The sequence below is a fragment of the Algoriphagus sp. AGSA1 genome (genome assembly GCF_021390545.1).
Classification (GTDB): Bacteria; Bacteroidota; Bacteroidia; order Cytophagales; family Cyclobacteriaceae; genus Algoriphagus.
In genome coordinates this window covers 24,336-48,765 of the sequence record NZ_JAJUWR010000006.1, presented here as the reverse complement: position 1 = coordinate 48,765, position 24,430 = coordinate 24,336, and the positions used below count along the sequence as shown (strand labels likewise).

Annotated in this window: 26 protein-coding genes; 14 read left to right on the top strand and 12 right to left on the bottom strand. The window is 43.7% G+C overall.

The features are described 5' to 3' along the window. Positions 1–332: 332 nt before the first annotated feature. The 4 genes from LZF95_RS05710 to LZF95_RS05695 are packed head-to-tail and all read left to right on the top strand — an operon-like array spanning position 333 to position 3,480. Positions 333–1,061: an intradiol ring-cleavage dioxygenase gene (locus LZF95_RS05710; RefSeq protein WP_233754016.1), complete on the top strand. Its 729-nt coding sequence runs from the start codon at positions 333–335 to the stop codon at positions 1,059–1,061. 5 nt (positions 1,062–1,066) lie between these two features. Continuing rightward, positions 1,067–1,738: a hypothetical protein gene (locus LZF95_RS05705; RefSeq protein WP_233754015.1), complete on the top strand. Its 672-nt coding sequence runs from the start codon at positions 1,067–1,069 to the stop codon at positions 1,736–1,738. A 19-nt stretch (positions 1,739–1,757) separates the two neighbouring features. After that, a complete protein-coding gene (locus LZF95_RS05700) occupies positions 1,758–2,801 on the top strand; it encodes a sensor histidine kinase (RefSeq protein WP_233754014.1) in 1,044 nt (347 codons plus the stop codon). After that, entirely contained in the window at positions 2,794–3,480 is a 687-nt protein-coding gene (locus tag LZF95_RS05695) for a LytTR family DNA-binding domain-containing protein (RefSeq protein ID WP_233754013.1), read from the top strand. The genes LZF95_RS05700 and LZF95_RS05695 overlap by 8 nt, the downstream gene beginning before the upstream one ends. Positions 3,481–3,551: 71 nt before the next feature. On the opposite strand, the gene LZF95_RS27555 is transcribed toward LZF95_RS05695, so the two are convergent. After that, positions 3,552–3,680: a hypothetical protein gene (locus tag LZF95_RS27555; protein ID WP_262912220.1), complete on the bottom strand. Its 129-nt coding sequence runs from the start codon at positions 3,678–3,680 to the stop codon at positions 3,552–3,554. 85 nt (positions 3,681–3,765) lie between these two features. On the opposite strand from LZF95_RS27555, the gene LZF95_RS05690 reads away from it, so the two are divergent. After that, positions 3,766–3,978: a hypothetical protein gene (locus tag LZF95_RS05690; RefSeq protein ID WP_233754012.1), complete on the top strand. Its 213-nt coding sequence runs from the start codon at positions 3,766–3,768 to the stop codon at positions 3,976–3,978. An 828-nt stretch (positions 3,979–4,806) separates the two neighbouring features. On the opposite strand, the gene LZF95_RS05685 is transcribed toward LZF95_RS05690, so the two are convergent. The 4 genes from LZF95_RS05685 to LZF95_RS05670 all read right to left on the bottom strand — a co-directional run bounded on the left by LZF95_RS05685 (position 4,807) and on the right by LZF95_RS05670 (position 9,899). Next, entirely contained in the window at positions 4,807–5,457 is a 651-nt protein-coding gene (locus LZF95_RS05685) for a hypothetical protein (RefSeq protein WP_233754011.1), read from the bottom strand. 87 nt (positions 5,458–5,544) lie between these two features. Next, the gene (locus tag LZF95_RS05680; RefSeq protein WP_233754010.1) at positions 5,545–6,438 is read right to left on the bottom strand and encodes a tetratricopeptide repeat protein; all 894 of its coding nucleotides are present in this window, start codon (positions 6,436–6,438) and stop codon (positions 5,545–5,547) included. A 489-nt stretch (positions 6,439–6,927) separates the two neighbouring features. Beyond that, the gene (locus LZF95_RS05675) at positions 6,928–9,552 is read right to left on the bottom strand and encodes an ABC transporter permease (RefSeq protein WP_233754009.1); all 2,625 of its coding nucleotides are present in this window, start codon (positions 9,550–9,552) and stop codon (positions 6,928–6,930) included. Continuing rightward, positions 9,549–9,899 carry a PadR family transcriptional regulator gene (locus LZF95_RS05670; RefSeq protein WP_233754008.1) on the bottom strand — a complete coding sequence of 117 codons (351 nt, stop codon included), beginning with the start codon at positions 9,897–9,899 and terminating at the stop codon, positions 9,549–9,551. Before LZF95_RS05670 ends, LZF95_RS05675 begins: the two co-directional genes overlap by 4 nt. A 637-nt stretch (positions 9,900–10,536) precedes the next feature. Between LZF95_RS05670 and LZF95_RS05665 the strand changes: the two genes are divergently transcribed. Both LZF95_RS05665 and LZF95_RS05660 read left to right on the top strand, forming a co-directional pair. Then, entirely contained in the window at positions 10,537–11,100 is a 564-nt protein-coding gene (locus tag LZF95_RS05665) for a hypothetical protein (RefSeq protein WP_233754007.1), read from the top strand. Beyond that, complete coding sequence (locus LZF95_RS05660; RefSeq protein ID WP_233754006.1) at positions 11,097–11,690, top strand: hypothetical protein; 594 nt, start codon at positions 11,097–11,099, stop codon at positions 11,688–11,690. Before LZF95_RS05665 ends, LZF95_RS05660 begins: the two co-directional genes overlap by 4 nt. Positions 11,691–11,698: 8 nt before the next feature. Here LZF95_RS05660 and LZF95_RS05655 read toward each other — a convergent pair whose 3' ends face one another. Next, positions 11,699–12,760, bottom strand: a complete 1,062-nt coding sequence (locus LZF95_RS05655; RefSeq protein WP_233754005.1) for a glycosyltransferase family 4 protein — start codon at positions 12,758–12,760, stop codon at positions 11,699–11,701. A 621-nt stretch (positions 12,761–13,381) separates the two neighbouring features. Here LZF95_RS05655 and LZF95_RS05650 point away from each other — a divergent pair. Together LZF95_RS05650 and LZF95_RS05645 are read left to right on the top strand one after the other, a co-directional pair. Continuing rightward, entirely contained in the window at positions 13,382–14,140 is a 759-nt protein-coding gene (locus LZF95_RS05650) for an SDR family NAD(P)-dependent oxidoreductase (protein ID WP_233754004.1), read from the top strand. Between the two features lie 533 nt (positions 14,141–14,673). Then, positions 14,674–15,591, top strand: a complete 918-nt coding sequence (locus LZF95_RS05645; protein WP_233754003.1) for an AraC family transcriptional regulator — start codon at positions 14,674–14,676, stop codon at positions 15,589–15,591. 322 nt (positions 15,592–15,913) lie between these two features. Here LZF95_RS05645 and LZF95_RS05640 read toward each other — a convergent pair whose 3' ends face one another. From LZF95_RS05640 to LZF95_RS05625, 4 genes are all read right to left on the bottom strand, one after another. Beyond that, positions 15,914–16,111 (bottom strand): hypothetical protein, encoded by a 198-nt coding sequence (locus tag LZF95_RS05640; RefSeq protein WP_233754002.1) that lies wholly within the window; start codon positions 16,109–16,111, stop codon positions 15,914–15,916. Positions 16,112–16,196: 85 nt separating this feature from the next. Beyond that, positions 16,197–18,344, bottom strand: a complete 2,148-nt coding sequence (locus LZF95_RS05635) for a cation:proton antiporter (RefSeq protein ID WP_233754001.1) — start codon at positions 18,342–18,344, stop codon at positions 16,197–16,199. Between the two features lie 188 nt (positions 18,345–18,532). Further along, a complete protein-coding gene (locus tag LZF95_RS05630) occupies positions 18,533–19,195 on the bottom strand; it encodes a class I SAM-dependent methyltransferase (protein WP_233754000.1) in 663 nt (220 codons plus the stop codon). Between the two features lie 39 nt (positions 19,196–19,234). Then, entirely contained in the window at positions 19,235–19,684 is a 450-nt protein-coding gene (locus LZF95_RS05625; protein WP_233753999.1) for a helix-turn-helix domain-containing protein, read from the bottom strand. A gap of 29 nt (positions 19,685–19,713) precedes the next feature. On the opposite strand from LZF95_RS05625, the gene LZF95_RS05620 reads away from it, so the two are divergent. The 5 genes from LZF95_RS05620 to LZF95_RS05600 all read left to right on the top strand — a co-directional run bounded on the left by LZF95_RS05620 (position 19,714) and on the right by LZF95_RS05600 (position 22,340). Next, positions 19,714–20,202: a dihydrofolate reductase family protein gene (locus LZF95_RS05620; RefSeq protein ID WP_233753998.1), complete on the top strand. Its 489-nt coding sequence runs from the start codon at positions 19,714–19,716 to the stop codon at positions 20,200–20,202. A 159-nt stretch (positions 20,203–20,361) separates the two neighbouring features. Next, the gene (locus LZF95_RS05615; RefSeq protein WP_233753997.1) at positions 20,362–21,114 is read left to right on the top strand and encodes an SDR family oxidoreductase; all 753 of its coding nucleotides are present in this window, start codon (positions 20,362–20,364) and stop codon (positions 21,112–21,114) included. After that, positions 21,114–21,818 (top strand): 2OG-Fe(II) oxygenase, encoded by a 705-nt coding sequence (locus tag LZF95_RS05610; protein WP_233753996.1) that lies wholly within the window; start codon positions 21,114–21,116, stop codon positions 21,816–21,818. Before LZF95_RS05615 ends, LZF95_RS05610 begins: the two co-directional genes overlap by 1 nt. A gap of 2 nt (positions 21,819–21,820) precedes the next feature. Further along, positions 21,821–22,066 (top strand): Ada metal-binding domain-containing protein, encoded by a 246-nt coding sequence (locus LZF95_RS05605; RefSeq protein WP_233753995.1) that lies wholly within the window; start codon positions 21,821–21,823, stop codon positions 22,064–22,066. Next, positions 22,053–22,340 carry a hypothetical protein gene (locus LZF95_RS05600; protein ID WP_233753994.1) on the top strand — a complete coding sequence of 96 codons (288 nt, stop codon included), beginning with the start codon at positions 22,053–22,055 and terminating at the stop codon, positions 22,338–22,340. Before LZF95_RS05605 ends, LZF95_RS05600 begins: the two co-directional genes overlap by 14 nt. 483 nt (positions 22,341–22,823) lie before the next feature. Here LZF95_RS05600 and LZF95_RS05595 read toward each other — a convergent pair whose 3' ends face one another. Together LZF95_RS05595 and LZF95_RS05590 are read right to left on the bottom strand one after the other, a co-directional pair. Beyond that, entirely contained in the window at positions 22,824–22,931 is a 108-nt protein-coding gene (locus tag LZF95_RS05595) for a tyrosine-type recombinase/integrase (RefSeq protein WP_306422283.1), read from the bottom strand. Positions 22,932–23,548: 617 nt separating this feature from the next. Continuing rightward, on the bottom strand, positions 23,549–24,112 hold the full coding sequence (locus tag LZF95_RS05590; protein WP_233753993.1) for a DUF305 domain-containing protein: 564 nt from the start codon (positions 24,110–24,112) through the stop codon (positions 23,549–23,551). Positions 24,113–24,430: the final 318 nt, after the last annotated feature.

The window sequence follows — 24,430 nt, the reverse complement described above, 5'->3', positions numbered from 1 at the left end:
AGAAGCTGCATCCTCCGCTGTTCGTGACTTACGATCCCACAGGGGGCGGATTATATTTTTAAAATGAAGAATGCTGAGTAACCAAGTGGAGCAAGTAATCCGGAAATCTTGTGTTGTTAAAAGCTGATAAACTTTTTTCGGATTAGAAATCCTAAGGGCTGGTCATTTGACGCAATTAAGGGGATATTTTCAGAGATTAAGGGAGGTAAAGTGCAAGGAATTGTGCAAAACAAACGTTCATCGCATATGGCTAGCCCTTCATCTCTTTTATTTTACGAGTTGTATCCTATTCCTTTTATTTGAAGTCAGTAAAAACTCAAACGAAGAAGAAAATGGATCGAAAAGAATTTGTCAAAAAACTCGGTATGGGGGTGATGTCGTTTCCCTTGCTTGTTAGGTGTGTTGGTAATGATATTGCACCAATTACAGACGATGAAGAAATAAATGAGGGGGAAACCAATACGGATTGCGTACGTACCGCATCAGAAACCCAAGGGCCATTCCCAACTAAAGACCCGGATTCCCTGACTCGGGTAAATATCATTGGTGACAGATCCGGAGTTGATCTGGATATAGAGATCACCATCCTCAACATAAACGAAAGTTGTACACCTTTGGAAGGTGCCATAGTGGATATATGGCATTGTGATAAAGACGGGTATTACTCCGAATATGGTGGAACCCAGATGCAGCAGGTCAACTATACCAGCAACCACTTTCTGAGAGGCCGACAGGTGGCGGATTCCAACGGCAAGGTAGCCTTCACCTCGATTTTTCCGGGTTGGTACCAGGGCCGTGCCACACACATCCATGTACATGTGTACAACAGCAGTGGGAATTCCCTGCTCGTAACCCAGATTGCCTTTCCCGAAGGAAGCAACAGTGCGGTGGTACAGGTAAACGCAGCTTCTCAATATGGCTACACTAAAGGAATGAATGGCTATACGTATAATGCCAATGACAATGTATTTGGAGATGGGGTCTCTACCGAGATGTCCAGCATTTCGGGAAGTCTTTCCAATGGATTTTCATTAACCCACAATATTGTGGTGTCTGGGTGATGGTCGTGAAACAAGATAAACGGATTGTACTGTCCGAAAACCGAAAACAGGAATTTCTGGACGGAAAAATTCTGTCTAGATATTCAATTGTATATCAGGCTGTAAGCGGACATCCTACCAGACACTTCGGTTCGCTTCACTTATTAAGTGAAACAACTCTGGGCTCCCGGAGCAAAGAGCAATTGGCGTTCGATGTGGATATGCAACTCCTGATCATACCGCTCATCGGTCGCATCCAGATTCACAATGCCACAAAACAGCACGTTGCGGATGTAGAAGAAGCCGTTTTAATATCGATTGAACCCGGTGAAGAATGTACCATATTCAATGACTTTGAAAATTCAGAAGTTCATTATATGACTGCAGGATTTGCAAGTCATGAACCCGCTGACGGAATCGCCCGATTTTCGCTTGTTCCGGACAAGCTATTGACCCTGTTTGATGATGTTTCCCTACGGGGCTTGATGAAAGTATCCATAGGACAATGGAAAGGGCGGTCCGAGGGCGAATTTATTCCTTCAACGCCAAACACCTTTGCATGGGTAGTACAGGGAGCTTTCGAGATTGCAAATTGTCTGCTACAAAAAGCCGATGGCCTCGCCGTTCGTGGGTCGGAAAAAATTGAATTTGAAGCACTTTCAAACGAAGCAATAATTATTTTTGTGGAGATGGTTTAAGACCCTCAGGACAGATCCTATGGCAATTTCAAAAAGAAAATTTCTACTGCACGTTCTCGGAATAGCTATTTTCCTCCTTATCCCGGTAGTTTTGTCACCCACCCCCAGAGGTCTTCCGATGTTCAATATGACCGGCCCGGTCATCAGGGATTTATTGTCCGGTGTCCTGATGATTGTTTTCTTTTACGCCAACTATTACCTATTGGCTCCCAAGCTGCTCCTTGATAGGAAATACCTGATTTACGGTTTGCTGATCATCGTATCATTCACAACCATTGCCCTACTTCCTTCTTTGCTGACAGGACATATTCCCTGGGAGTCCCCCCGCTCCCCACCAAACGGGCCTGATCTGATGAAACCTGATAATTCCAATTTTATCCTCTCCATCAGCCATAATATTCTTTTGTTCCTGTCCGTGGTATCGTTTTCGATTTATTTAAGGATACAGGAACGCCTGTTCAAAGTAGAAAAAACAAAAAACGAGATGGAAATCCTGTCCCTCAAAGAACAGATCAATCCACATTTCCTTTTCAATACCCTTAACAATATTTACGGTCAGGCGATTGAAGACAATTCCCAACGGACCGCTTCAAGTATCCTGAAGCTTTCGGAAATGCTCAGACATGTGGTACATGATGCCCAATGCCAATGGGTGTCGATCACCAAGGAACTCGCATATATGGAAAACTATATCCAATTGCAACGTCAGCGTTTGGGGGAAAGCGTGGAACTCACTTACCTGACCAAGGGCTTTTTTTCCGAATCATTGAAAATCGCACCACTCATTCTGATACCATTCATTGAAAATGCCTTTAAACACGGCGTTAATCCAGACGAGGAATCCCTCATCAAAATAAACATTTCGGTAAATGGAAATGAACTTACCCTTTTAGTGGAAAATACGAAGACAAATGTCCGTCTTCAGGCACACGAAATAAGTGGCACGGGCATGAAAATAACCATGGATAGATTGAGGATGCTCTATCCGGGTAAACATGAGCTAAATGTTGAAGACACCTCCACCCATTATACAGTGAACCTGAAACTTGAATTGCATGATTAGAGCCATTGCTATTGACGATGAACCTATGCCATTGAACATTCTGGCAAGATACTCACAAGAGATGGAGGGATTGTCGTTGGCCAAAACGTTCACTAATACCAGGGCAGCCAAAAAATGGCTGTCCGAAAATCCAGTTGACCTTTTATTCCTCGATATCAATATGCCCGCTCAGTCCGGGCTTGACTTTTTTAAGTCATTGGAAGATACATGTATGGTTATATTCACTACTGCACATTCGGAGTATGCCGTGGATGGATTCAACCTCAATGCGGTGGATTATTTGCTCAAGCCTTATAGTCTGGAGCGATTCAAGCAAGCCGTTCACAAAGCAATGGAATTTCACCAATTCCTTTCGGGAAAGACCAAAAACAATATTTTCGTAAAAGCGGATTATAGCATCATAAAGATCCCTACCCAAGAAATCCTGTTCATAGAAGCATACACCGACTATCTGAAAATCCACCGCATCAACAAAAAAATGATTGTGTCACGGATGACCATGAGCAGCATTTTGGAAATGCTGCCTGAAGATTTTATAAGGGTACACCGATCATACATAGTATCCATTCACAGGATAGACCAGAGAGGAAACAAACGGTTAACAATCGGCGATAATGAAATACCCATAGGTAAGACCTATAGTAAAGAAGTGCAAGAACTCTTCAAAAGCAATGGTTGATTTCGAGTTCTCCATATTCGCCACGGCGGACTCACTCCCCAAACAGACTGATTTTCTTGCAATCAATACCCTCACATGACGAAACCTAGTGCATAATCCGGCTTAAACAAACCAACATCGTTCATGCCTACGGCATTTTTAGAAATCATCCTATTGCCTTTGTACCAGCCATTGAAATGGCTGGCTAAGTTATCGTTCATGCCTACGGCATTGCTTAAAAAAGCTCTCCATAGCCTTTCCTAACCAAAAACTGCTGAAAGCTAGAGAGCCTGCCGTAGGTAGGCCATGTGGATAGGTCAGGGTAAGGAGGTACGGCGCAACCCTGGGCAAAAGGCACCGTATTTTGTCAGCGCTGGCCCGGGAGCATCATCGGGATTCGAAAGCTTTGTGCCAGCAAGACGGAAAGGTTTTTTTCTAAAAGTCAGTTTTCAGTCGCAGCGGGCAGAGCCATCAAGGGATTACAGTATCCACGGTAGAAATCTGGAGACCGTACGTTAAGTGAAGTTGTTTTTTTTACATTCTTTTGCCTTGGACCAATGGGGATCGAGTCGTAATAAAGTACATGGATTTCTTATACCTAAAACAAAGAAAAGCTAACTGGTCTAAATATTTTGATGACCTTCAAGCATCCCCTACTATCCTTACTGATTCTAGAGATGAAGCCTGCCGTAGGTAGGCCCTGTGGGTAGCCCAGGGTAAGGAGGCACGACGCAACCCTGGGCAAAAGGTACCGTATTTTGTCAGCGCTGGCCCGGGAGCATCATCGGGGTTCGAAAGTTTTGTGCCAGCAAGACGGAGACGAAAGACCAGAGACGGAGTTGCGGTGTGGGGAATTGGAAGGTTCGAGTGAATTGGAAGATTGAGGGGTTTCAGATCCGGAGTTGAGGAATAAGAAGAGATTGGGAGAGACACGGTATGCAGGAGCAGTAGGCAGAAATGAAATTAGAAAGATAAAGTATGAAAGCTAAAAAATGGAGAACTTATTGATACTGTGGAATTGGGGCTGGTTGCCCTCTAACTCCATTGGATCTATAAGATTTCTCCGTTATGCTGCTTCTCCAGAAGCTGAATCCTCCGCTGTTCGTGACTTACAATCCCACAGGGGACGGATTATATTTTTAAAATAAAGAATGCTGAGTAACCAACTGGGGCAAGTAATCCGGAAATCTTGTGTTGTTACAAGCTGATAAACTTTTTTCGGATTAGAAATCCTACAAGCTGGAATCAAGGATTGCAAAACATCTACAGCGGAGCGTCAGAAGCCGTTCGTGTGACACGAACCGGGGCACTGCGATGGCAATAAAACCCATCACATTCCCTTAGCTCTTACTTCACTTCAAAACTCACCCCGCCCTGGGTGTTGTATTTTTGCTCCTTGCCTATGGAGAGCATCCAGCGGTCATAGGTAGCCTTTGACAGCCATTGTACCTGGAAATCATCCGCCAGGCCAGGGTCTGAGGCTGCTTCTTTGGCCAGATTATACGCTTGTCGGTACAGGGTACTGTCCCGTCCAGGATTGTGGTGAAGGATAAAAGCCGCATGAAACTTATCTATACCTCCTGCAATCTTGTCGGCACGTTTAAGCTCCAACACCTGATTGAGACGTAGGCTGTCCCGCTCCTTCATCTGTTGACGAAATGTCCCAAGAAAGAATTTTAGATTTTTGCGGTCGCCCTGATCCATGGTGTAGGCATATTCCAGATCCTCAGCCACATTTCCCGATTCTATGACAGGCTCCTGCAGGGGACGAGCCAGACCAATAAGCAACCCAAGCAGGATTATACTGATGATGGCCACCGGAACATGAAACCATTTGCCGCGGAAACGCTTACGAAACAGCCTTACTACCGCAGCAATAAGAAGATAAACCAATACAAGACCTAAGGCCGCCACTAATACAAATGAGAAGAGCGGGTACTGATAGGATACATATCCTATGACCCCTGCCCCAATTACATAGCTTATTATTTTAAACACTGCCTAATTAAATTATATATCCACAACTTACTTATTTTCAACTACCTGATGCTTTTCACCGGCCAAATACTATCCATTCCGATATTTTCACTGTGGATCGGTGGACGCTCCCATCTCTCTGATTGCGGTTTTTGCATTCTCATTTTCAGGGTTTAGCTCCAGTGATTTACTATATGCCCTGATACTTTCTTCTATCCGTCCATCCAGACGAAGTGCTTCACCCAGGCTGTCAAAGGTATTCGCCCCTGAAGGGTAAAGCCTGGTATTCAGTTCAAGGATCTGTATGGCTTCCTGAAGTTTTTGCTGGCTGAGTAACTGATAGCCAAATGAATTGATTGCCTCTTCCCTCACATTATATTCAGCGTCATTCCCTTTATCAAATTCAAGGGTGATCAGTTCTAGTGTTTTTTCTATAGAACCTGATGAGGCATAAAAGGATCCCAGGGATTTGAGGTTCATCAGCCGCTCTTTTTCCCGCTGCTGAGCCAGTGTTTCCACCCCATAGTAGATCCTGTCTTCATCTGTCACCTGTGTAGTGTCAATCTGATACTGCTTTAATTTCCCTCCTGTTGATTCATCTTGTATATACTGGGTGCCATAGATCTGAGGCTCCCCCCTTCTCATCAAGTCCCTGTCCACAGCGGCCGCATACCACCATTTGTGCAGCGTAGGATCCATCTCTATCGCTTTTCCAAAGCATTTTACAGCCAATGAGGAAGCAGTGGTATCATTGCCATGCTGGAAAATAATGCCGGCATTGAAGTAGTCCTTACCCGTAACAAGGGAATCCGATCTCATCAGTTCGAGCACCCGCTCTCTTCTGAGGCTGTCTTCCCTAGCTAGTTCGGCCCAGTCGATATTTCCTGAAAACCTGGATTGCTGATCCTGGTCTGCCATTTCCTGAAGTTCCTTGTTGTGCTGGGCAAAGGAGATTTCTGCCCCGATACCAAGCATCAAAAAGATCAATACTAATTTCTTCATGTTACACTAGTTTTTATTGGTTAAAATGAGGGCGTCAAGCCCAATACTATTATTCTTATTCTGCAGTTCGTAAGCGTACAGTCCGTGAACAGCTGCGTACACCATTTGAATATTGGAAGAGCCCTTAACTCAATAGGATCGGACTCCCATTAGTGGCTAAGTGCCCATTTCACTTCGTAGAAATGATTTTTCCTTTGTTATTGCAATTACTAATCAGTTAATCTTCCAACAACAATACCACTGGTGTTAAGTTGAGTGTAAAAAGAACCTGATAAGCCCTGTCAGGTTTTGCTGTTAGAACAGCAAGAACTTATTTATCCAAAATCGGCGATGTAAACCTGACAGGCTTTGATTAGCACTACACTCCTGCTACCCATGGCAGCGTATAGGGAAGAGATGCCTAAGGAATGGAAACTAAAACCCCTCCCCTCATACCGGTCATTGTAAAGGCTGACAAGAGCAATTGTGATACATCCCCATGGGCGCAAGCTATTCGCTCCTCAGGCTTACCGCCGGATTCATCCTGGCAGCCCTGACCGTCTGGAAGGAAATCGTGAGTGCAGCGACCAGGAATGAGAAGCCCAGGGTAAGTAAATAAATGTCTATTCCCTGTTGGATTTTGAATTCAAAATTCCGCAGCCAGTTATTCATCAGGTACCAGCCGAGAGGTGCGGCCAGAAGAAATGCCAGCACGATCAGGCGGGCAAACTCCTTACCGAAGATCCAGACAATCTGATAAGAACTGCTTCCCATCACCTTGCGGATCCCCACCTCCTTGGTCTTCTGCACCACCATAAATGAAATCAGCCCATAGAGCCCCATGGATCCTATGAAAATCGCTATTCCCGAAAAAAGCTGAACGGCGGCCAACATGGTTGCCTCGTTTTTGTAAAAACGGGCGATACGATCATCCAGGTATTCGTATTCAAACGGTTTTCCTGAATAATTTTCTTTCCATACAGTCCCGACCTGCTCCAGGATATTTTTGGAATCTTGGAGATTAATCTTGATCGCATAGGATTCATAATAGTCCAAAGCCGAGGCCAGGATCGTGGGATTGATCTGCTCATGAAACGACTTCCCATGGAAATCCCTGACTATTCCCACCACGGTTCCCTTCATGTTTCCCCCATTTGCTTTGATCACCGTGCCTAATGCCTCATCAGGTGATGCAATTCCTAATCTATAAAGCAAAGCTTCATTGACCAGTATTTCCCTTACTGTATCTGATTGGATGAGATTCCTTCCGGAAACCAACCTGAGTCCAAAAGTGGAAAGGTAGTCCTCATCCACCATTTTCATATTCGTGAGAAAATCAAACTCATTGGTATCCTCTCCCAGTGTAATATTGGTCAACCAGCCACCTTGGGCTGCCGGGGCGTCATTGCACAGGGACACCTGCTCCACTCCCGGTATCCTCATCAGTTCATTTTTGAGCGCCTTTTTAAGCTGTAGGGAATCGTTTCCCATTTTCACCATGACAATGGCCTCCTTATCAAAACCCAAATCCGAATTCATGGCATAACGCATTTGCCCCATGATCACCACTGCTGAGATGACCATGACCTGGGCTATTACAAACTGCACGACAATCAGACTCCTTCTGGTATTGAAACCGCCAAACCGTTGCAGTGTAGATTTGCCTTTGAGTGCTGAAATAGGTTTAAAACTCCCCATGACGATGGCCGGATAGAAGCCCGCCAATAGCGTGATCGCAATAAACATTACGATCAAAAACAGCATAAACCCACTGCCCAAATACAATTCCATACCGATCTCCATCCCAAACCTTTCATTGGCCACCGGCAACAACAGGTATGCGGAAATAAGCGCGATCAGAATACCTCCAAAACTGATCAGGGCAGTCTCGAAAATAAACTGCCAAAACAACTGGCTGCGCAGGCCGCCCATTACTTTTCTCACACCGACTTCCTTGCTTCGGTGAAGAGCTCTGGCAGTGGCCAAATTGACAAAGTTCACACAGGCCGTGACCAGCAGGAAGAAGCCAATCGCCGCCAAAACCCAAAGGAGGGATTTGTCCATAGTTCCTCCATATACTTCATTGTAATGGATGTCGGAAAGGGGCTGAAGGCTATAATAGGCCTTGGTATCAGGCCCTATAGGATACTTTTCAGAGTAGTGGGAAAGCGCTTCCTCAGCCTCGGCCGGAGAAAGATGGGGCTGCAAGACCACATAGCACTGCATGCCGGAGGATATCCCGTTCCAAAATCCCTCATCTGCCAACCAAGGCATATACGATTTGAAACTGCTGAAGGACACATAGATACCGGAATTGAAATCGGTATTGCCGGGAATATCCTGAAGGACTCCCCGAACTGTCAGCTCATATTTCCCATCCAAGAGAAATGATTTACCGATGGGATCCCCTTCACCAAAATACTTTTGTGCCAGTTTTTCGGTCAGTAAGGCTGAATTTGGATGGGCCAATGCGGAATTCGCATCACCTGATCTCAGTGGGAAATTGAAAATATCGAAGAAATCCCCTTCAGCAAAAACCACCCCTTCAGGTTCCTTGTAATGTTGTTGTCCGTTAACATCAGTGACAGTGATGAGCACATTGGAAGCAGCATAGCTGCGGGTCACTTGCTCGGCAAACGATTCGTTTGCCCTTAGAAGTCCAGGCAATGGTGTGGGTACACCGCGGGAATGCGAAGTCGTATTGCTTTGCAGTTCCGTGACGATACGATATATCCTGTCTTGGCGGGGATGAAAATCATCAAATGAGAGGTGGAGTTTGATCACCCCGAAAATCAGAATGCACACCGTAAGGCTGAAAGCAAGTCCGGCAATATTGAGCAGACTATATTGTTTGTTGCGGAGTAGGGTTCTCCAACCGATTTTAAAGTAATTTTTATACATGCCTACAGGGGTTAAGTTTTGTCCAGGTTGAATGGGACGGATGATTCCGGGCCGAAAAAGCAAGAGCACATCAAGAATGAATTTCCGGTCAGCGCTTCGTTTTCCCAGCTCTTTGAAGTTTCTTTCATAGACTTCAATAAGGTCTCCTTCAATATAGTCCAGCATTCTGGGGTGGCAGAACCATTGAAAAAACCTAAGGAATAATTTGGGTGGTGAGGGTCTGAGCTTGTTCATAGTTTGATTCCCGCAAGATTTGCTTGCCACAGGGTTTGAGGGATAGCCGCCCAAAGTCCGTCCCGGGTATCTTTCGAGTATTGGAGGGCTTTCTTGCCCAGTGCGGTGATCTCAAAATATCTCCGGGGACGCCCGGCTCTCTCTTCGGTGGCTTCCCCGGAAAAAGACTTCAGGTATCCCTTGTCCTCCATCCTGTTCAATGCCGTGTGCAGGGCTCCCATGCTTACCGTTCTATTTAACCGGGACTGGATCTCATCCTTGATGGCCACACTGTAGGCGGCGTTATTTAATATCCCCACGGTAAGGATCACGATTTCCTCAAACTCCCCTAGCTGATAGTCTTTCATAGCCAAACAAATATTATCTAAATGTAGGAATAATATTCGTGCCAGTTTACTAATGGCGGAAATTATCAGATCAAGGCATTTTTACATGTGTCCTCCTGTGCGCCATCGGGCAAAAACGCCCGTCACCGAACTCTTTATGGAGACTTATTTCATTACCCAGGCATGCTGAAAAACAACAGTAATAGATTAAAAGCCATCGTTTAGAATGATGGATCACGGCTATTTTCTGTCGGTACTTTAGAACAAGAAACCGGGCCAGCCTACTGTTGTACCAAGAGGGATTGCATTTTCATTTCCAGATTTCCTGTGTGACCACAGACGGGCATGTTACCATAAAAATTAAAATGGATATAGGGAATGATGCCAGTAACCATAATTTCTGCTCAGCCAGACAGAAGACAGGTGACCGAAGCGGCCTAAATGCTAAGGTTAACCAAATTCTATTATGCTTTATCCTGATTACTGGTAGAAAAGCGGATATACATTAAAATTAATCAATAAACACAAGAAATAAGATATTTCATTCAATAAATAAGTGATCCCCTACAGAAAATAATTACAGATTTTATCCTGCTTTTGCCCCTACTATTTTTAACAAAATCCATAGTCTATTGACAAGAAAAACAATTACAAACACATGAAACAGTGCAGCATTACTCTGATACTAATATGCCTAACGCCCATACTGGCTTTTGGGCAGGAATTTGAAAAAGGAGACAAAGTAATTTCCCTGGGCATCGGGTTGGGAAGCAGTATTGGAAGCTTTAATACTTCCAGCCAAATCCCCGCCCTCAGCGCCCAATACGAACAGGGAGTATGGGAGACAGGAGGCCCAGGGGTAATCAGCCTGGGAGGATATCTTGGATACAAGGCCTTCACTTATGATTACTCTTCATCCTCCTACAGTTATGAGCAGAAATGGGATTATATCCTTTTTGGGGTGCGGAGCGCATACCACTGGAACGGCCACAACGTGGACAAGTTAGACCTGTATTGTGGTCTGATGCTCGGTTACTACCTGCTCAACTATTCCTATTCAGACAGTAACGGAAGTTCCGCGGGCGGTGACAGTTACAATAATACCGGAGGGCTAAGCATCTATCTAGGGGGCAGATATTATTTCAGCCAGAATATTGCAGTCTTTGCAGAAGCAGGCTACGGGGTGGCCTATCTTAACATGGGCGTGGCATTAAAACTATGAAAAAACCAATTTTCACGCTGTTCAGTCTGGCCACACTCCTTCTTCTTGCTGTCTCTTGCTCGAGTGATGATGACAAGCCGGCTCAGAAAGAAACCGAGTACTACTTTCGCTTTAAGGTAAACGGAGAACAGGTAGCTTACCCCTATACCCCCGAGACCCAGATTAACCTGACGGGCGGGTATTTATTTGATGAAAAGAACCAATTGCATGTCATCCAGCTCTCCGGCACCCAGAGCATCTATGAGCCTAGCCGAAACCAGATGGTCATTTATATAAACAGCACATCTGAATTCACTACCGGATTAACTTATTCAAACATAGAATCGGCTGATGTAAGCCTCCCGTTTTACCTTCTTATGGGATATTTTGATGCGGACGGGAAGGGATTTTCAGCCGCCATGAACGTGGTCTCAACACCGTTGTGGGAAAACGTCTATTTGAAATTCGATGAAATCAACGAAAGTGGGATCAAAGGCACTTTCTCGGGAAAATTATATCAGTATGACACCAGTTCGGGACAAAACGTGCTTGAAGGGGAAGTCCAAATCACAGCGGGTGAATTTCATGTTCCCAGGAATAATGAACAATAAAGTGGGGACTACTCACTGCGACCCAAAATCCCCAGCATCATCTGAAAATTTTTGTCCAAGGTATATTCCGAATGTACCCGTTTGAAGCCCTTTCGTCCCATTTCTTCCCGTAAAGTCGGGGCTTCTATCAAACGAAGCAACTTTCCTTCCCATTCCGAGAGGTCTGCTGCCAAAAAACCATTCTCCCCGTCCCTCACCACTTCATTATTCATCCCTACGGGTGAGGCCACTACGGGCACTCCGCATGCCATGTATTGAATAAGTTTGTAAGCACACTTTCCCCGTTCCCATTTATCATTTGCCAAGGGCATGATCCCAATATCCAAACTCTGAATACAGGTCACTTCAGTTTCCTCAGACCAAAGCATGAGGTCTTGGGATCCGGAGAATCCGATTCCATCGCCCCTGTTGATAATGACCAGTTCGATCTGATCTGCCAATTTCTCCAAAACAGGAAGTACGGACAGCAAATATTTCTCTGTGGTAGGAGATCCTATCCATCCCACCCTAACTAATTGATGATGACGATACGCTTTCAGGCTGTATTTCTTGGGATCGATTACTGTAGGAAGGAGGTGGATGTTTTTGGCGCCGGCCATCTTAGCCCTGGCGAGCAAGTATGCGTTTCCCACCAGCACCTGCCTACTATGGCGCATGACCCAATCTATCTTATCCCCCATCCAGTATCGGACCAGCCGACTTGAATGAAGATCATAATTATGAAAGACCGCATCATCGTAATCCACGAGATAGCCCTTCCCGGATTTCTCCAGAATCCATTCCCCATAGGAAGGCAGGAAAGGGAAGAGTTCCTTTTCTATCCAGATCAGGTCATACCTGTATGCGCCTAGCAGTACCCACAACCTCTGGAAATAGCAAACCAGCACATTCAGTGGGTTATGGTTATTTTTTCTGTAAAAGCGTTTAAGGTATTTTTCATTAAAAAAGGAGGAAACCCTGACCCGGTATCCTTCCTTTTCCCAAAGTGGCAGAAACTGGAAGGTCCTCAGTCTGCTTGAAGCACCGAGTTTGGGGTATTTTGGGAGGAAAAGGATTTTCTGTTTTGGCACCTGTAAAAATTATCAATGGTCAATGGTCAATGGTCAATGGAGAGAGTAATTGGCCGGAAGGAGTTTATAAACAAATTTACATGAATTCCGGTGAATGGATAATTTAAAGTTGGAAAGCTGGATATGAAATTATAATCCGTTGGAGGATGGAAGTAATGATGCGCATTCACTTATCATAGGAATACAACTGGATGATGAAATTGCTTCTGGATACCTCGCTAGAAATAGCAAAAGAATAATCCTCCAAACCCACACACATTTAGTTGCCTTAAAATAACCCAATATAAGTCCCAAAGACAGATCCTTGCCAGCCATTTCTACGGCTGGAATAATTGAGAGCAAATTTGCCAACCCTACAGTCTAGCTGCTCACTAGCCCCCCATGCATACCAGTCCCGATTCCCTTTTCTCATCTGGGACAGACCCTCACTAAAACAGTCGACGGAAGACAGACGTGTGCAACTGAATCCCAACCCAAAATCACTACAACTGATCGTATGCCGGGGATCCCCGTAATCCTCCAATTCCAATTACCCTCATTTTGGCTACAAAAGAACCCGGTTCTACTACACCTCAGCATGCTATGTGGCAGAAATTTGCATTATCAATTAAATAAAAGATTATGCAATCAGAACAAAAAAGAATTGCCCTGGTCACGGGAGCAAATACGGGAGTGGGTTTTCAACTGGCCAAAGCTTTGGTAGAAAACAACTATACCGTCTATGTAGGGGCACGGAATCCGAAAAAAGGAAATGATGCCGTACGGGAGCTTGGGGAACATGCTCTGGCAATTGAGCTGGACGTCACCAAGAGCGGTACAATCCAGTCGGCGGCGGAGCAAATCGAGAAGGCACATGGCCATCTGGATTTATTGGTAAACAATGCGGGCATATCCAACGCAGGAACCGGTAAAAGCACTATGGAGGAAATGCTAGCCGCCCAGATGCCGAGTGTGGCGTCCATCTCAGAAATGAAAAAGGTTTGGGACACCAATGTCTTTGGCGCCTTAGCGGTGACCCAGGCTTTTCTTCCTTTGCTGCGCAAAGCCTCTGCCCCAAGAATTGTAAATGTGTCAAGCGCTTTGGGTTCCCTTACACTAAACCAGGATCCCTCCAATCCGTTTAGAAAAAGTTTTGATGTGGTATATGGTGCTTCCAAAGCGGCTATGAACGCGATTACGGTTTCCCTGGCAAATGAACTTGAAGGCACAAATATCAAGGTAAATGCCGTAAGCCCGGGGTTTACAGCGACGGCGCTCAATAATTTCCAGGGAACCGATTCGGTGGAAGAAGGTTCGAAAGAACCCATCCGTGTGGTACTTGACGAAAGCGGGGTCAGCGGACAATTTACCGGGCCGAATCAGGAGGCTCTCCCCTGGTAAGGGCAACCCTCTTGCCTGCAAATCCTCATGGGGTTTGCAGGCAGTTATTTATCTTATACGATGCAATCGAGAAGACGTATGTATGGAGACATTCATATCAAGATACTAGAACCAAGATACTAGAACCAAGATACTAGAATCAAGATTCATAAGAGGAATAACATATGATTACAACGACCCTGGGTATCGAGCCAACCCGGAGTTTCCCCAAGAAAAGAACCTCTGGCTCATAATTGCCCGATGGAATTAGATAAACATTGAACCAAACGGTCAACGCAATTTAGAGAAGGACAGCTATCCGACACCGGGCATCCGACAAAATTATAAACACATGAAATCGAGCATGACGCAAGCGACACACAGAGGGATGATTATTCGCCTGGCGAGATTCCATCTGACCATTAAAAATCAAAATATAAACAGATGAAATGCTCATGAGAAAAACTTATCGCACAGGGAGATGGTTATTCAGGGTATTCTCCCGATGAAAATCGGAACAGGCTATCTGAGCATTGAAAAACAATTATTAGCACATGAAAAAGGAAAAAAAACTCATCCGCTTTCACAGCATTTCAGAGATACATGATGCCTGCGGTCTTGCGAAGCCGAAACATCCCCTCATCAGCATGTCGCATTGTGGGGGCAACACAAATTTTGACCTCAGCCAGGGACCGGTCTATGATGTGCTGGATTTTTATAAGATCTTATTGATTACCGACCGGCAGGGAAAAATGAAATACGGCCAAAGCCATTACGATTTCAACGAGGGCAGTCTGATGTTTTTGGCTCCCAATCAGGTAATGGGATCCACCGGAGACGACCATCTGGCAAGTGCGCGTGTCTTATTGTTCCATCCTGATTTTTTGCTGGGATTTCCCTTGTCAAAGAAAATAAAGCAGTACCAGTATTTTTCATATTCTGTAAATGAGGCGTTGCACCTGTCCGATCAGGAAAGGGAGGTATTACTGTCTCTTTTCAAAATTATTGAAGAGGAATTGAACAGCCGCATTGACGAATTTAGCCAGGAAGTCGTTATAGCGCAGCTGGAACTCCTGCTACATTATGCCAACCGCTACTATAAGCGTCAATTCATCACCCGGCAAGTTGTCAACAAAGATATACTTCAAAAGACAGAGGCTATCTTAGATGACTATTTCAACGATCAGAAAACCCTGCTCAGCGGCATTCCCACCGTCCAGTATGTGGCCGAGAAACTCAATATTTCCGCAGGGTACTTAAGCGACACCCTGCGCTCGCTTATCGGGCAAAATGCCAAACAATACATCCATTACAAACTCATCGAAAAAGCCAAGGAGAGGCTCTCCACTTCCGAATCATCAGTCAGTGAAATCGCTTATGAACTAGGATTCGAACATTCCCAATCATTCAATAAGCTTTTCAAGCAAAAAACGAAACAGAGTCCTCTGGAATTCCGCGCGCTTTTTAATTAGTTGGGCCGGTAATTTTTTCAACAGTCTATCCTAGACAGTTTCAGGCTGAAGGGAGTAGGTATCTCTTATGAAGTCAGAAAGCTGATTGAGATGGAAGACCGAAGACGGAAGACGGAAGAAATGTCCGGTGTCCGGTGTGGGCAAGAAAGTCATCGTGTGCGCCAAACCTGCCAGGTTTTTCTGTTGGGAGTGGGAAATATACAGATGATTCAAAAAAGCCCGAAGATGTAAACCTGGCAGGTTTTTTTGAGCTAGTCCTGTAGAAATCCCCTTAGGCTATCTTATTGAAGAAGCTTCAGAGGGAAGGAATTTGTCCAGGTTTTCAATTATTTTCTCCAGAGGAAGATGCCAGATACACCGACTTATCTCCTTGCATGAGCCAGATCCACCCAGTTTCCAGTTCCGGGAGTTGAACGGTTTTTTGGAGTGCTTTTTTCAAGGCTGCCCAAAGAAAAAACTCCTCGTTCAGGCAGCTAACTATTTCATACAAATGTGAGAAGTATTCCGTATCACTTATCATGGATGTTTATTGGGATAATCCAGGGTCTTAGAGGAATGGCTTGAACTGCTTTCACACCAATATTACGAAGAAGTATGTATCGCCATTATTTCCTCTTGAATATCTTTGCTATTGTTTTTCCAATTTCATCAAGCTTCTCCAGCGGTTCTGTGATTGCAGGATTCTTCAGATCAATTTGAGAATTGTCCGTGACTCCTGCCTGCATGGGATAGATTAAAATGTAACTCGTGGCCTTAAAATATTTATTCAAATAGGAAGGTATTTTTGTCATAGAGTTATGAAAAGAAGGCTTGTCCTTTCTACTTAAAACAAGTACCAGATTATCGTCTTGATGAAAGTTTCTTGCAAGTATCAAAAAGTCATCCCAATCATTAAAGTCTTCAAACTCACATTCTATCGGGTGCTTGGATTGGATTTCCCGTATGAATTTCAGCGTTTCTACTGATGCATAGAAAACAAGTTTGGCTCCTGAGTTCCGGGCTATGTTCCACACTTTAATAATCCAGAACGGGAAGCCGATTTCCTTTTCCGCATGTTCGGGGACAATAATTATGTGCCTTTTTATTGTTCCGAAAGGTTGGGCAGCTTTGTAAATCAATGTTGTTGAGTTGCATTTTGTCAAAATCCCCTCAGTCAAATTCCCCAAGAAAGAGTCAGAGATTCCTTTGCTGATGTGTAAGCCTAGAATTAAATCAGTGATTTTATGCTCCTTCACTACGCTCGTAATCCCGTTAACAAGATTGAGATCATAGCGAAGCAATTCATGAAGAATAGTATCCGTTGCTGAGGCAGTAACGGCCGCTTTGCTCAAAATTTTCTTGGCTTGTTTATGCTTGGAATCGTCCAGGGAACTATTGTCCACAATACTTAGGGCATACAGACCTTCCTTGTTTTTCTTTGACTTGATTGTAACTCCCAGGTTTATGAGTTCATCAGTAGTCTCGATGTTGCTGATCGGTATCAAGATTCTTTCTTGGTTTTCCTCCTCATCTATTGATGTATCAGTGCTATCCAGTAAGACTATGTTTTTAGCCCCTTTTTGGGCCACAAACGTAGCATGGGTGCAAGTAAAAAGAATCATCAAGATAGTTCCGTTCAAGATGCTTTCACTAAGCAGGCGAATCGGTTCTCCCGATTCTGTTTCTCCCACAATGATATTGTACCCAACTAATACTGCCGCTAATGTTGCAGCCGCTTGGGCATTACTTAACCCAAAAATCAATCTACGTTCATCGATCGAGAATTTAAAGGATTTTTGGGTGATATAGGCCGCAAGAAACTTAGCCGATGTCGCCACCACAATCATTACTCCCGCAACCTTTATAGTTTCAAAATCCTTGAAAAATGCCCGGTAATCAATAAGCATTCCTACACCAATCAAAAAGAATGGTATAAAAATAGCATTCCCGACAAATTCAATCCGGTTCATTAAAGGCGATGTGTGCGGAATCAAACGGTTGAGGGCCAAACCTGCCAAAAATGCCCCTATAATTGCCTCTATACCTGCCATCTCCGCCAGGACTGCGCCCAAAAACACCATTACCAACACAAAAATGTATTGAGAAACATTATCATCAAACCGCTTGAGAAACCATCGTCCGATAATCGGAAAAAGTAACATGACAATCAACCCAAAAACTATAATGGAACCAGTCATCCTGATCCAAAACGCGGCATTCACTTCTCCTGTAGTCATGCCTACGATGACTGCAAGAACCAAAAGAGCTAAGGTATCAGTGATCAACGTCCCCCCCACAGTGATATTCACGGCTTTATTCTTCGCCACTCCAAGTTTGCTGATTAAGGGATAGGCTATTAACGTATGGGATGCGAACATACTCGCCAATAATACAGAGGAAGGAACTGAAAAACCCAGGATATACAGACCCGCCAGTGTTCCCAATGTCATAGGAATAATGAAGGTATAAAGTCCAAAGACCATACTCTTCTTGCTGTTTTTCTTAAAGTCAGCCAAATCAATTTCCAAACCTGCAAGAAACATGATGTATAGAAGCCCTGCCGTACCTGAAAGGATAATGCTACTGTCCCTTTCCATAAGATTAATCCCATTTGGCCCGATAAGCGCACCCGCTATGATCAGCCCAAGCAGATGCGGGATCTTTATCTTATTAAGAATTATTGGGGCAAACAGAATTATCACCAATATCAAAAGGAATTTCAATACGGGGTTCGTTAGAGGCAATGTCGTCTCAAAAATATTCAGTAGTAGCATTTTATCGATTTTTCAACTGTTGTCCATGCCTGTTGGCATTATGGTAAACATACAGATATAATGACGTATTCTAAACAAAAAAGTAAGCTACTACCTATCAAACTATTAGGACATGTCCTCCTCCAATACCTTTAAAAGGAAAACACCGCTTCCCTCTAAAACAATTCATTACAATCAATTTTGCACATTCATCTCTTCCTCACCAAAACAATGCTGAATGGTCTGCTTACCTCCTCCCCTGCTTTTGACCTTACCTGATCAACATGGTCTTCAGTCTTTTCAATAGAAAATCCGGCTGCCTCCATTAATTCCAACACATCACTCTTTTCATAAAGGGTAAACCCAAAGGCGGTGAAAGGCAGCTTTTCCATAAAGCTCCGGAGGGCAAAGGTGATGGCTGCCGTGCCGTTGGGAGCCAAGACCCGGTGGAGTTCAGCGGCCATCTGACTAGGATCAGACCAGAAGTAGATCGTGTTCACCGTAAACACACGATCAAACGAACCCGCTTTAAAAGGTATTGCCAATCCATCGTAAAGCTCGAAATGGATCCTGCCTTGGAAAAACTCTTCAGCTTTTACCTTTGCGGCTTTTTGCATAGTCTCTGATATCTCCAGACCCGTGTAAGTGATTTCTTCTGCTTGGCCCATCAGATAAGCCAGATGGGCAGCATTGCCATGGCCTAACTCCAAAACCCTGTCTGAATCTCTCAATTTGAGGGAATCTATCGTATGCCGGGTCATCAAAATATTGCTTTGGTGCATCTGATCAGCCATCTCCAATCCCGCCTCTCCCGTGGGATTTCTAAGTTGGGAGGCAATCCTTTGCATATCCGCTTTGAATTTGTTTTCCATAAGTTGTAGTTTCTTCAAAAACCCTGTGCAATGATTGATTTAGGATTTTGTGTTTTTCATTGCTTCCTGATGCTTGGCTCCCCAGGTTTCTAGTTGTATCATCAGCGGTTCCAATTCCTTGCCAATGTCCGAAAGTTCATATTCCACTCTAGGCGGTACCTCTGCATAAACGGTCCTTACCACTATGCCGTTTTCTTCCAATTTCCTTAGCTGTAAGGTGAGCATCCGTTCCGTTATTTTTGGGATTTTCCTTTTCAATTCGCTGAACCGTAATTTCCCATTCAAAAGTCGGCAGCAGATAAAAAGAGTCCATTGCCCTCCTATCAGATTGGCGGCATATATCCCTGTACTTTCGTCTTGCAGAAGTTGCCTGTTTTCAAAATTTGTTGAAGTTTCTTTTATTTTCCCCATACTTACATTTTTGTCAGTACCATACAATTGGTTGCTAATATACCAATTATGAGGTAGGGTCATTATTTTTGAACTCATAAATCTTAATTCAAAAACAAACAATTCCAATGAAAACTATTCTTTATTCAGCACTTACGGCAAATGGCAACTATGGAGACAGCGAAACCGGACAACTGCCAAAACAAGAAGAATTAAACAATTTAGATAAGCACGCAAAAGAAGCCGGAAATATAGTGATGGGCCGGAAAACATATGAAATCTTCAATGATGGAGAGATTTTCAGTGGACTTGACGTAGTCGTGGTATCTTCCAATAAGACTTTTGAGGATGCCAAGGTAGTGGAGTCTCCCGGTGAGGCTTTGAAGTATTTAAAATTAAAAGGATATAATAATGCCTTTATAATTGGAGGGGTAACTTTGGCCAATGTTTTTCTAACAGAAAATCTGATCGATGAGCTCTATATAAATATTGTGCCGTACATAGAAACAGGTCTGAAGTTGGAACCTACTGACGGGAAATTTCTAAACCTGGAACTTCTGGGTCATCAGGAAATTCAAAATTCCGGCATAGTGCAGTTACATTATAAAGTTGGTTAAACTTTTCCCCGACATCTTATTGCCAATGGTCTAGAATATCAACAATGGAATTGATCAATAGGGAATCAATTAAAAGCGATATCTGCCCAATACAGCAAGTTTCGGGTTTCCCTACAGATGCTGAGTCCCAATCTTTGTATTATAATTTAAAAAATGGGAATGCAAAGATTTAAAAACAAAAACGCCCTGATAACTGGGGGGACTAACGGGATTGGTTTTGCCACTGCACAACAATTCATTACCGAAGGTGGTAGCACTATAATTACCGGGAGAACTGAGGAAACAGTTAGGATAGCAGTAGAAAAATTAGGGTCAAATGCCAAGGGCATAGTTTCCAACGCTGGAAAAATGGAGGATGTGTTTGCGTTAAAAGAACTCGTGAAAAAACAAACCCCATCTATAGATTTATTATTTGTCAATGCGGGTTACGGAAAGTTTGCCTCTCTGGAAGATGCTGACGAATTCCATTTTGATGAACTCTTCAATATGTTGGTAAAAGGCACATTCTTTACGGTTCAACAAGCGTTGCCATTAATGAGAAAAGGTAGTGCTATTGTTCTCAACACCTCAGTAGTTACCGAGATGCCAATAGCAAGTTTCTCAGTCTATTCCGCGGCAAAATCGGCCGTGCGATCCTTTATCAAAACTTTTGCTGCTGAGTGTACTGATAAAGGAATAAGGGTTAACGGAATCAGCCCGGGATATATAAGCACCAATGGCTTTAACAATACGGGATTAAGTCAGGAGCAGATTGATGGTACCATTCAAAGTATTATCCCTACGATACCGTTCAAACGCTTTGGTGAACCATCGGAAATAGCAAATGCAGTTCTTTTTCTGGCATCAGATGAAGCAGCTTACATTCATGCAACCGAATTAAAAGTTGACGCCGGGGTTTCAACCATAGGGTGATGAATACAGCCATGGAAGAAATAAATTGGAACTTAATAACGGATGAGATGCATCAAAATGGATACGCAATCCTCCCCAATATGTTAACAGACAAAGATTGTGAAGATTTAAAAGCTGATTATTATAAGGCTGATTCTTTCAGAAAAACGGTTGTGATGGAACGCTACCGTTTTGGTTTGGGGGAATATAAGTATTTCGATTATCCCTTGCCGAAACGTATTCAGCAAATCAGGACCACATTGTACCCACATCTTGCCCCCATTGCCAATGCATGGTTCAAAGCTCTCAAAATGGACAGGCAATTTCCATTGGAACATGCAGAACTTTTAAAACAATGCAAGGAAAACGACCAGCAAAAAGCAACCGTATTGATTCTTAAATATGGTAAAGGTGGGTTCAATACACTACATCAGGACTTATATGGCGACATCTATTTTCCGATGCAGGTGGTATTGTTTCTAAACGAGCCGGATAAGGATTACACAGGAGGTGAGTTTGTACTGACTGAACAAATTCCAAGAGCTCAATCCAAAGCTATCGTATTGAAACCTAAAAAGGGCGATATGCTTATATTCACCACCAATTTCAGACCAAAAAAGGGAACCAAGGGATATTACCGGGCAAGTATGAGGCACGGTGTGAGTGAAGTCTTCAGTGGTGAACGTCATACACTTGGAATCATCTTTCACGATGCAAAGAGTTAAAAATGATTCTACACAAGGAAATAACCGATAGGGAATTATGGGTCAAAATAAAACAACAAAAGATCTGTTTGGGCGGAAACCGGAGATTGAAAATATATGGAACGTTGTCATGTAAACCAGGAAAAAAACTAAAAAGGGAAAACCGGGTATTCTTCAACTCAGAAAAGGAAGCAATGCAAAAGGGCTATCGTCCTTGTGGGCATTGTATGAAAGGACATTATCAAAAATGGAAAAATGGATTTATTTGAACATCAAATTGACAAAACCAAGAATCTCTTACCCAAGTATGGTCCAGTAAACTACTTTGGGAAATTGTTATCCGCTAAGGAAGCAGATCATTACGTTGACTGTCTATTGAATACAATAGCATGGAGAAATGACGAAGCTATCGTTGTTGGAAAGAAAATAATCACCAAACCCAAAGTAGCTTGGTATGGTGAAAAGCCATTTATAAATTCAAGATGGCTGCTTCCAGCCCTGATTCCTATCTTGATATTTCAATCGGTACCTCATGGGCGATAATCCTGTTTCGCGTCTAAAAAGATTGCGTAGTAGGCAGTCGCGGTTTTCAGTCGCAGTGGGCAGAGATGAAGTCAGAAAGATGAATTAAGAATGACCGGTGATAGGTTAATGGGGGTAAGGGTTAAAAGTTAAGGGTTAAGCTGGACAGTGAGGTAAGAATTTAGATTGAACAATCGCCAAAATCCTGCAAAAACAAGACAATTCCGTAGGCATGGCAGATTTTATATCTCGTCCGCCGTGGCGGAGCACCGGGTTTTAACCCGGCGTAAAAAAGACCAAAGGCCTTTTCCCTCGGACATGGGACATAGTGATAAGACAAAGGCTTGTCCCGAGGAGGTCTGCAGCGTTTGTAAATTATCGGATTGGAAATCCTAGGATAACATCACAACGATTATCGGAAGTCGAGCAACAAATAGATGTTGAATTGTAAAGTTTACCTATCAACTAAAGGCAGTCGGGAGACTGCATTATCCACCGCACAAGTCAGGAGACTTGTGCGAGCTGGGTACTGCTTCCATGACCCAGCAATGCCTGTACATATCGAAGATCTGTGCCCTGTTGGAGCAAATGTGTGGCAAAGCTGTGCCGCAGCGTGTGGACAGTTCAAGGGTTGGAATTGCTTTTCTTGATTGCCCTACGAAACACCGCCTGAATACTGGTAGCAGAATATTGGCCCCCGTCCTGTCCCTCAAACAGCCAATAGGATGGCCTGTATTCCCGCCTCTATGCGTAGTCACATCTTTCGGGGTGACTGGGGTGGGATTTGTCTACCCTACAAGCTGGCCCTTCGCTAGATTAGTCCACCGGACTAATCCTATACGCTCAGTCCTCCTGCAAACAGCCCAAGGTTCCCCTCCCTGCAGGCTGGCTCCTAGCTAAATCTTTCAATGGAAAGATTCTTAACGCTAGGCCCTCCTCTGGAAGATTTCCTCGCGCCCTTTCCTACCCTGATATCCTTATCAATTTGCTTTCCTACCTCACCCCACCCCTCTCCTGAAGAGAGAGGGCGCTTGTTTAGTATTATCATCCAGATATCAGAGTCAAAAGGTGTTTGATGGTTTCCGGATTTAAGCGCGGATGGGTGTAATAAAAAGTATACTGCCTGTCCCGAGAATCGGGATACGGTGGTGTGAGACCTGGCCATGGCGTAGGCGCACCTCGTCAGAGAGATCTGGCGGGGCCATCTCGACTAGCTGCTGGCTTTTATTTTAATTTTCAATATTCTTTGTCTCTTTATTCAACTTGCCTTTAAATTTTGGTACAGGTCTATCTTGTCTTTCATTCTCTGTTTCAACAATTCCGTTCTCTTTGATATCATTAATCAACCATTCCATTTCCATGATTTCTTTGCGTTGGGCTTTGATAATGTCCTCTGCAAGCTTTCTAACTCTAATGTCTTTAATTTTAGCCCTTTCGCTTGTCAATATAGCAATCGAATGATGCGGAATCATGCCTTCCATATAATCGGTATCAGTTACTGTTACTTGACTTCGAACTAACCAAATTGCTCCAATTATCATTATGGCCCCAAGTCCAAATATTGCAATGTTAGCCACCTTACTTTTATACATATTAAGCATATAGGCGAGCATGATAATTATCATCGCACCACCCATTATTATGGTCATGAAAAGACGAGTTTCACTAAACCAAAAGTGGTCGATTATTTGATAAGAATGCGTGTACATTAATAGAAACATTGCAATCATTGAGGTTGCAATCATCGCAAAAAATTTCACGTATTTCTTATTGTTGTTTTGTTTGTCTTTCATTGTTTTAAATTTGATTATGGTTTTTATTTTTTCAGCTTGCAGCTGACGTAATGAGTTTTAAACGCAATCTGGCCAAAAAAGAGGGAATTTGGGAAGACGATATCCCAGATTGCGGTTAAAACTGTGTTGAACGAAGCCGTGGTTTGCTATGGGTATTTCTTTGTTGATTTTTGAGTATCCCCAAGGATCAAAATTCACTTTAAAGGCTAATTTCAGTGTTTGCATGCGACTGGGCGTAATTCCCCCCTCAGTGTAGTCACATCTTTCGGGGTGACTGGGTGAAGTTTGCCTGCCCTACAAGCTGGCCTCCCGATATCG

Bases quoted from the DNA above. Each gene is read 5' to 3' on its own strand.
- LZF95_RS05615 (WP_233753997.1), top strand. From the start codon at position 20,362: ATGCAAAGATTTAAAAACAAAAACGCCCTGATAACTGGGGGGACTAAC.
- LZF95_RS05680 (WP_233754010.1), bottom strand. From the start codon at position 6,438: ATGAAGAAATTAGTATTGATCTTTTTGATGCTTGGTATCGGGGCAGAA.
- LZF95_RS05695 (WP_233754013.1), top strand. From the start codon at position 2,794: ATGATTAGAGCCATTGCTATTGACGATGAACCTATGCCATTGAACATT.
- LZF95_RS05670 (WP_233754008.1), bottom strand. From the start codon at position 9,899: ATGAAAGACTATCAGCTAGGGGAGTTTGAGGAAATCGTGATCCTTACC.
- LZF95_RS05605 (WP_233753995.1), top strand. From the start codon at position 21,821: ATGATTCTACACAAGGAAATAACCGATAGGGAATTATGGGTCAAAATA.
- LZF95_RS27555 (WP_262912220.1), bottom strand. From the start codon at position 3,680: ATGAACGATAACTTAGCCAGCCATTTCAATGGCTGGTACAAAGGCAAT.
- LZF95_RS05690 (WP_233754012.1), top strand. From the start codon at position 3,766: ATGTGGATAGGTCAGGGTAAGGAGGTACGGCGCAACCCTGGGCAAAAG.
- LZF95_RS05675 (WP_233754009.1), bottom strand. From the start codon at position 9,552: ATGAACAAGCTCAGACCCTCACCACCCAAATTATTCCTTAGGTTTTTT.
- LZF95_RS05630 (WP_233754000.1), bottom strand. From the start codon at position 19,195: ATGGAAAACAAATTCAAAGCGGATATGCAAAGGATTGCCTCCCAACTT.
- LZF95_RS05590 (WP_233753993.1), bottom strand. From the start codon at position 24,112: ATGAAAGACAAACAAAACAACAATAAGAAATACGTGAAATTTTTTGCG.
- LZF95_RS05665 (WP_233754007.1), top strand. From the start codon at position 10,537: ATGAAACAGTGCAGCATTACTCTGATACTAATATGCCTAACGCCCATA.
- LZF95_RS05610 (WP_233753996.1), top strand. From the start codon at position 21,114: ATGAATACAGCCATGGAAGAAATAAATTGGAACTTAATAACGGATGAG.
- LZF95_RS05600 (WP_233753994.1), top strand. From the start codon at position 22,053: ATGGATTTATTTGAACATCAAATTGACAAAACCAAGAATCTCTTACCC.
- LZF95_RS05710 (WP_233754016.1), top strand. From the start codon at position 333: ATGGATCGAAAAGAATTTGTCAAAAAACTCGGTATGGGGGTGATGTCG.
- LZF95_RS05660 (WP_233754006.1), top strand. From the start codon at position 11,097: ATGAAAAAACCAATTTTCACGCTGTTCAGTCTGGCCACACTCCTTCTT.
- LZF95_RS05625 (WP_233753999.1), bottom strand. From the start codon at position 19,684: ATGAGTTCAAAAATAATGACCCTACCTCATAATTGGTATATTAGCAAC.
- LZF95_RS05645 (WP_233754003.1), top strand. From the start codon at position 14,674: ATGAAAAAGGAAAAAAAACTCATCCGCTTTCACAGCATTTCAGAGATA.
- LZF95_RS05635 (WP_233754001.1), bottom strand. From the start codon at position 18,344: ATGCTACTACTGAATATTTTTGAGACGACATTGCCTCTAACGAACCCC.
- LZF95_RS05700 (WP_233754014.1), top strand. From the start codon at position 1,758: ATGGCAATTTCAAAAAGAAAATTTCTACTGCACGTTCTCGGAATAGCT.
- LZF95_RS05620 (WP_233753998.1), top strand. From the start codon at position 19,714: ATGAAAACTATTCTTTATTCAGCACTTACGGCAAATGGCAACTATGGA.
- LZF95_RS05640 (WP_233754002.1), bottom strand. From the start codon at position 16,111: ATGATAAGTGATACGGAATACTTCTCACATTTGTATGAAATAGTTAGC.
- LZF95_RS05650 (WP_233754004.1), top strand. From the start codon at position 13,382: ATGCAATCAGAACAAAAAAGAATTGCCCTGGTCACGGGAGCAAATACG.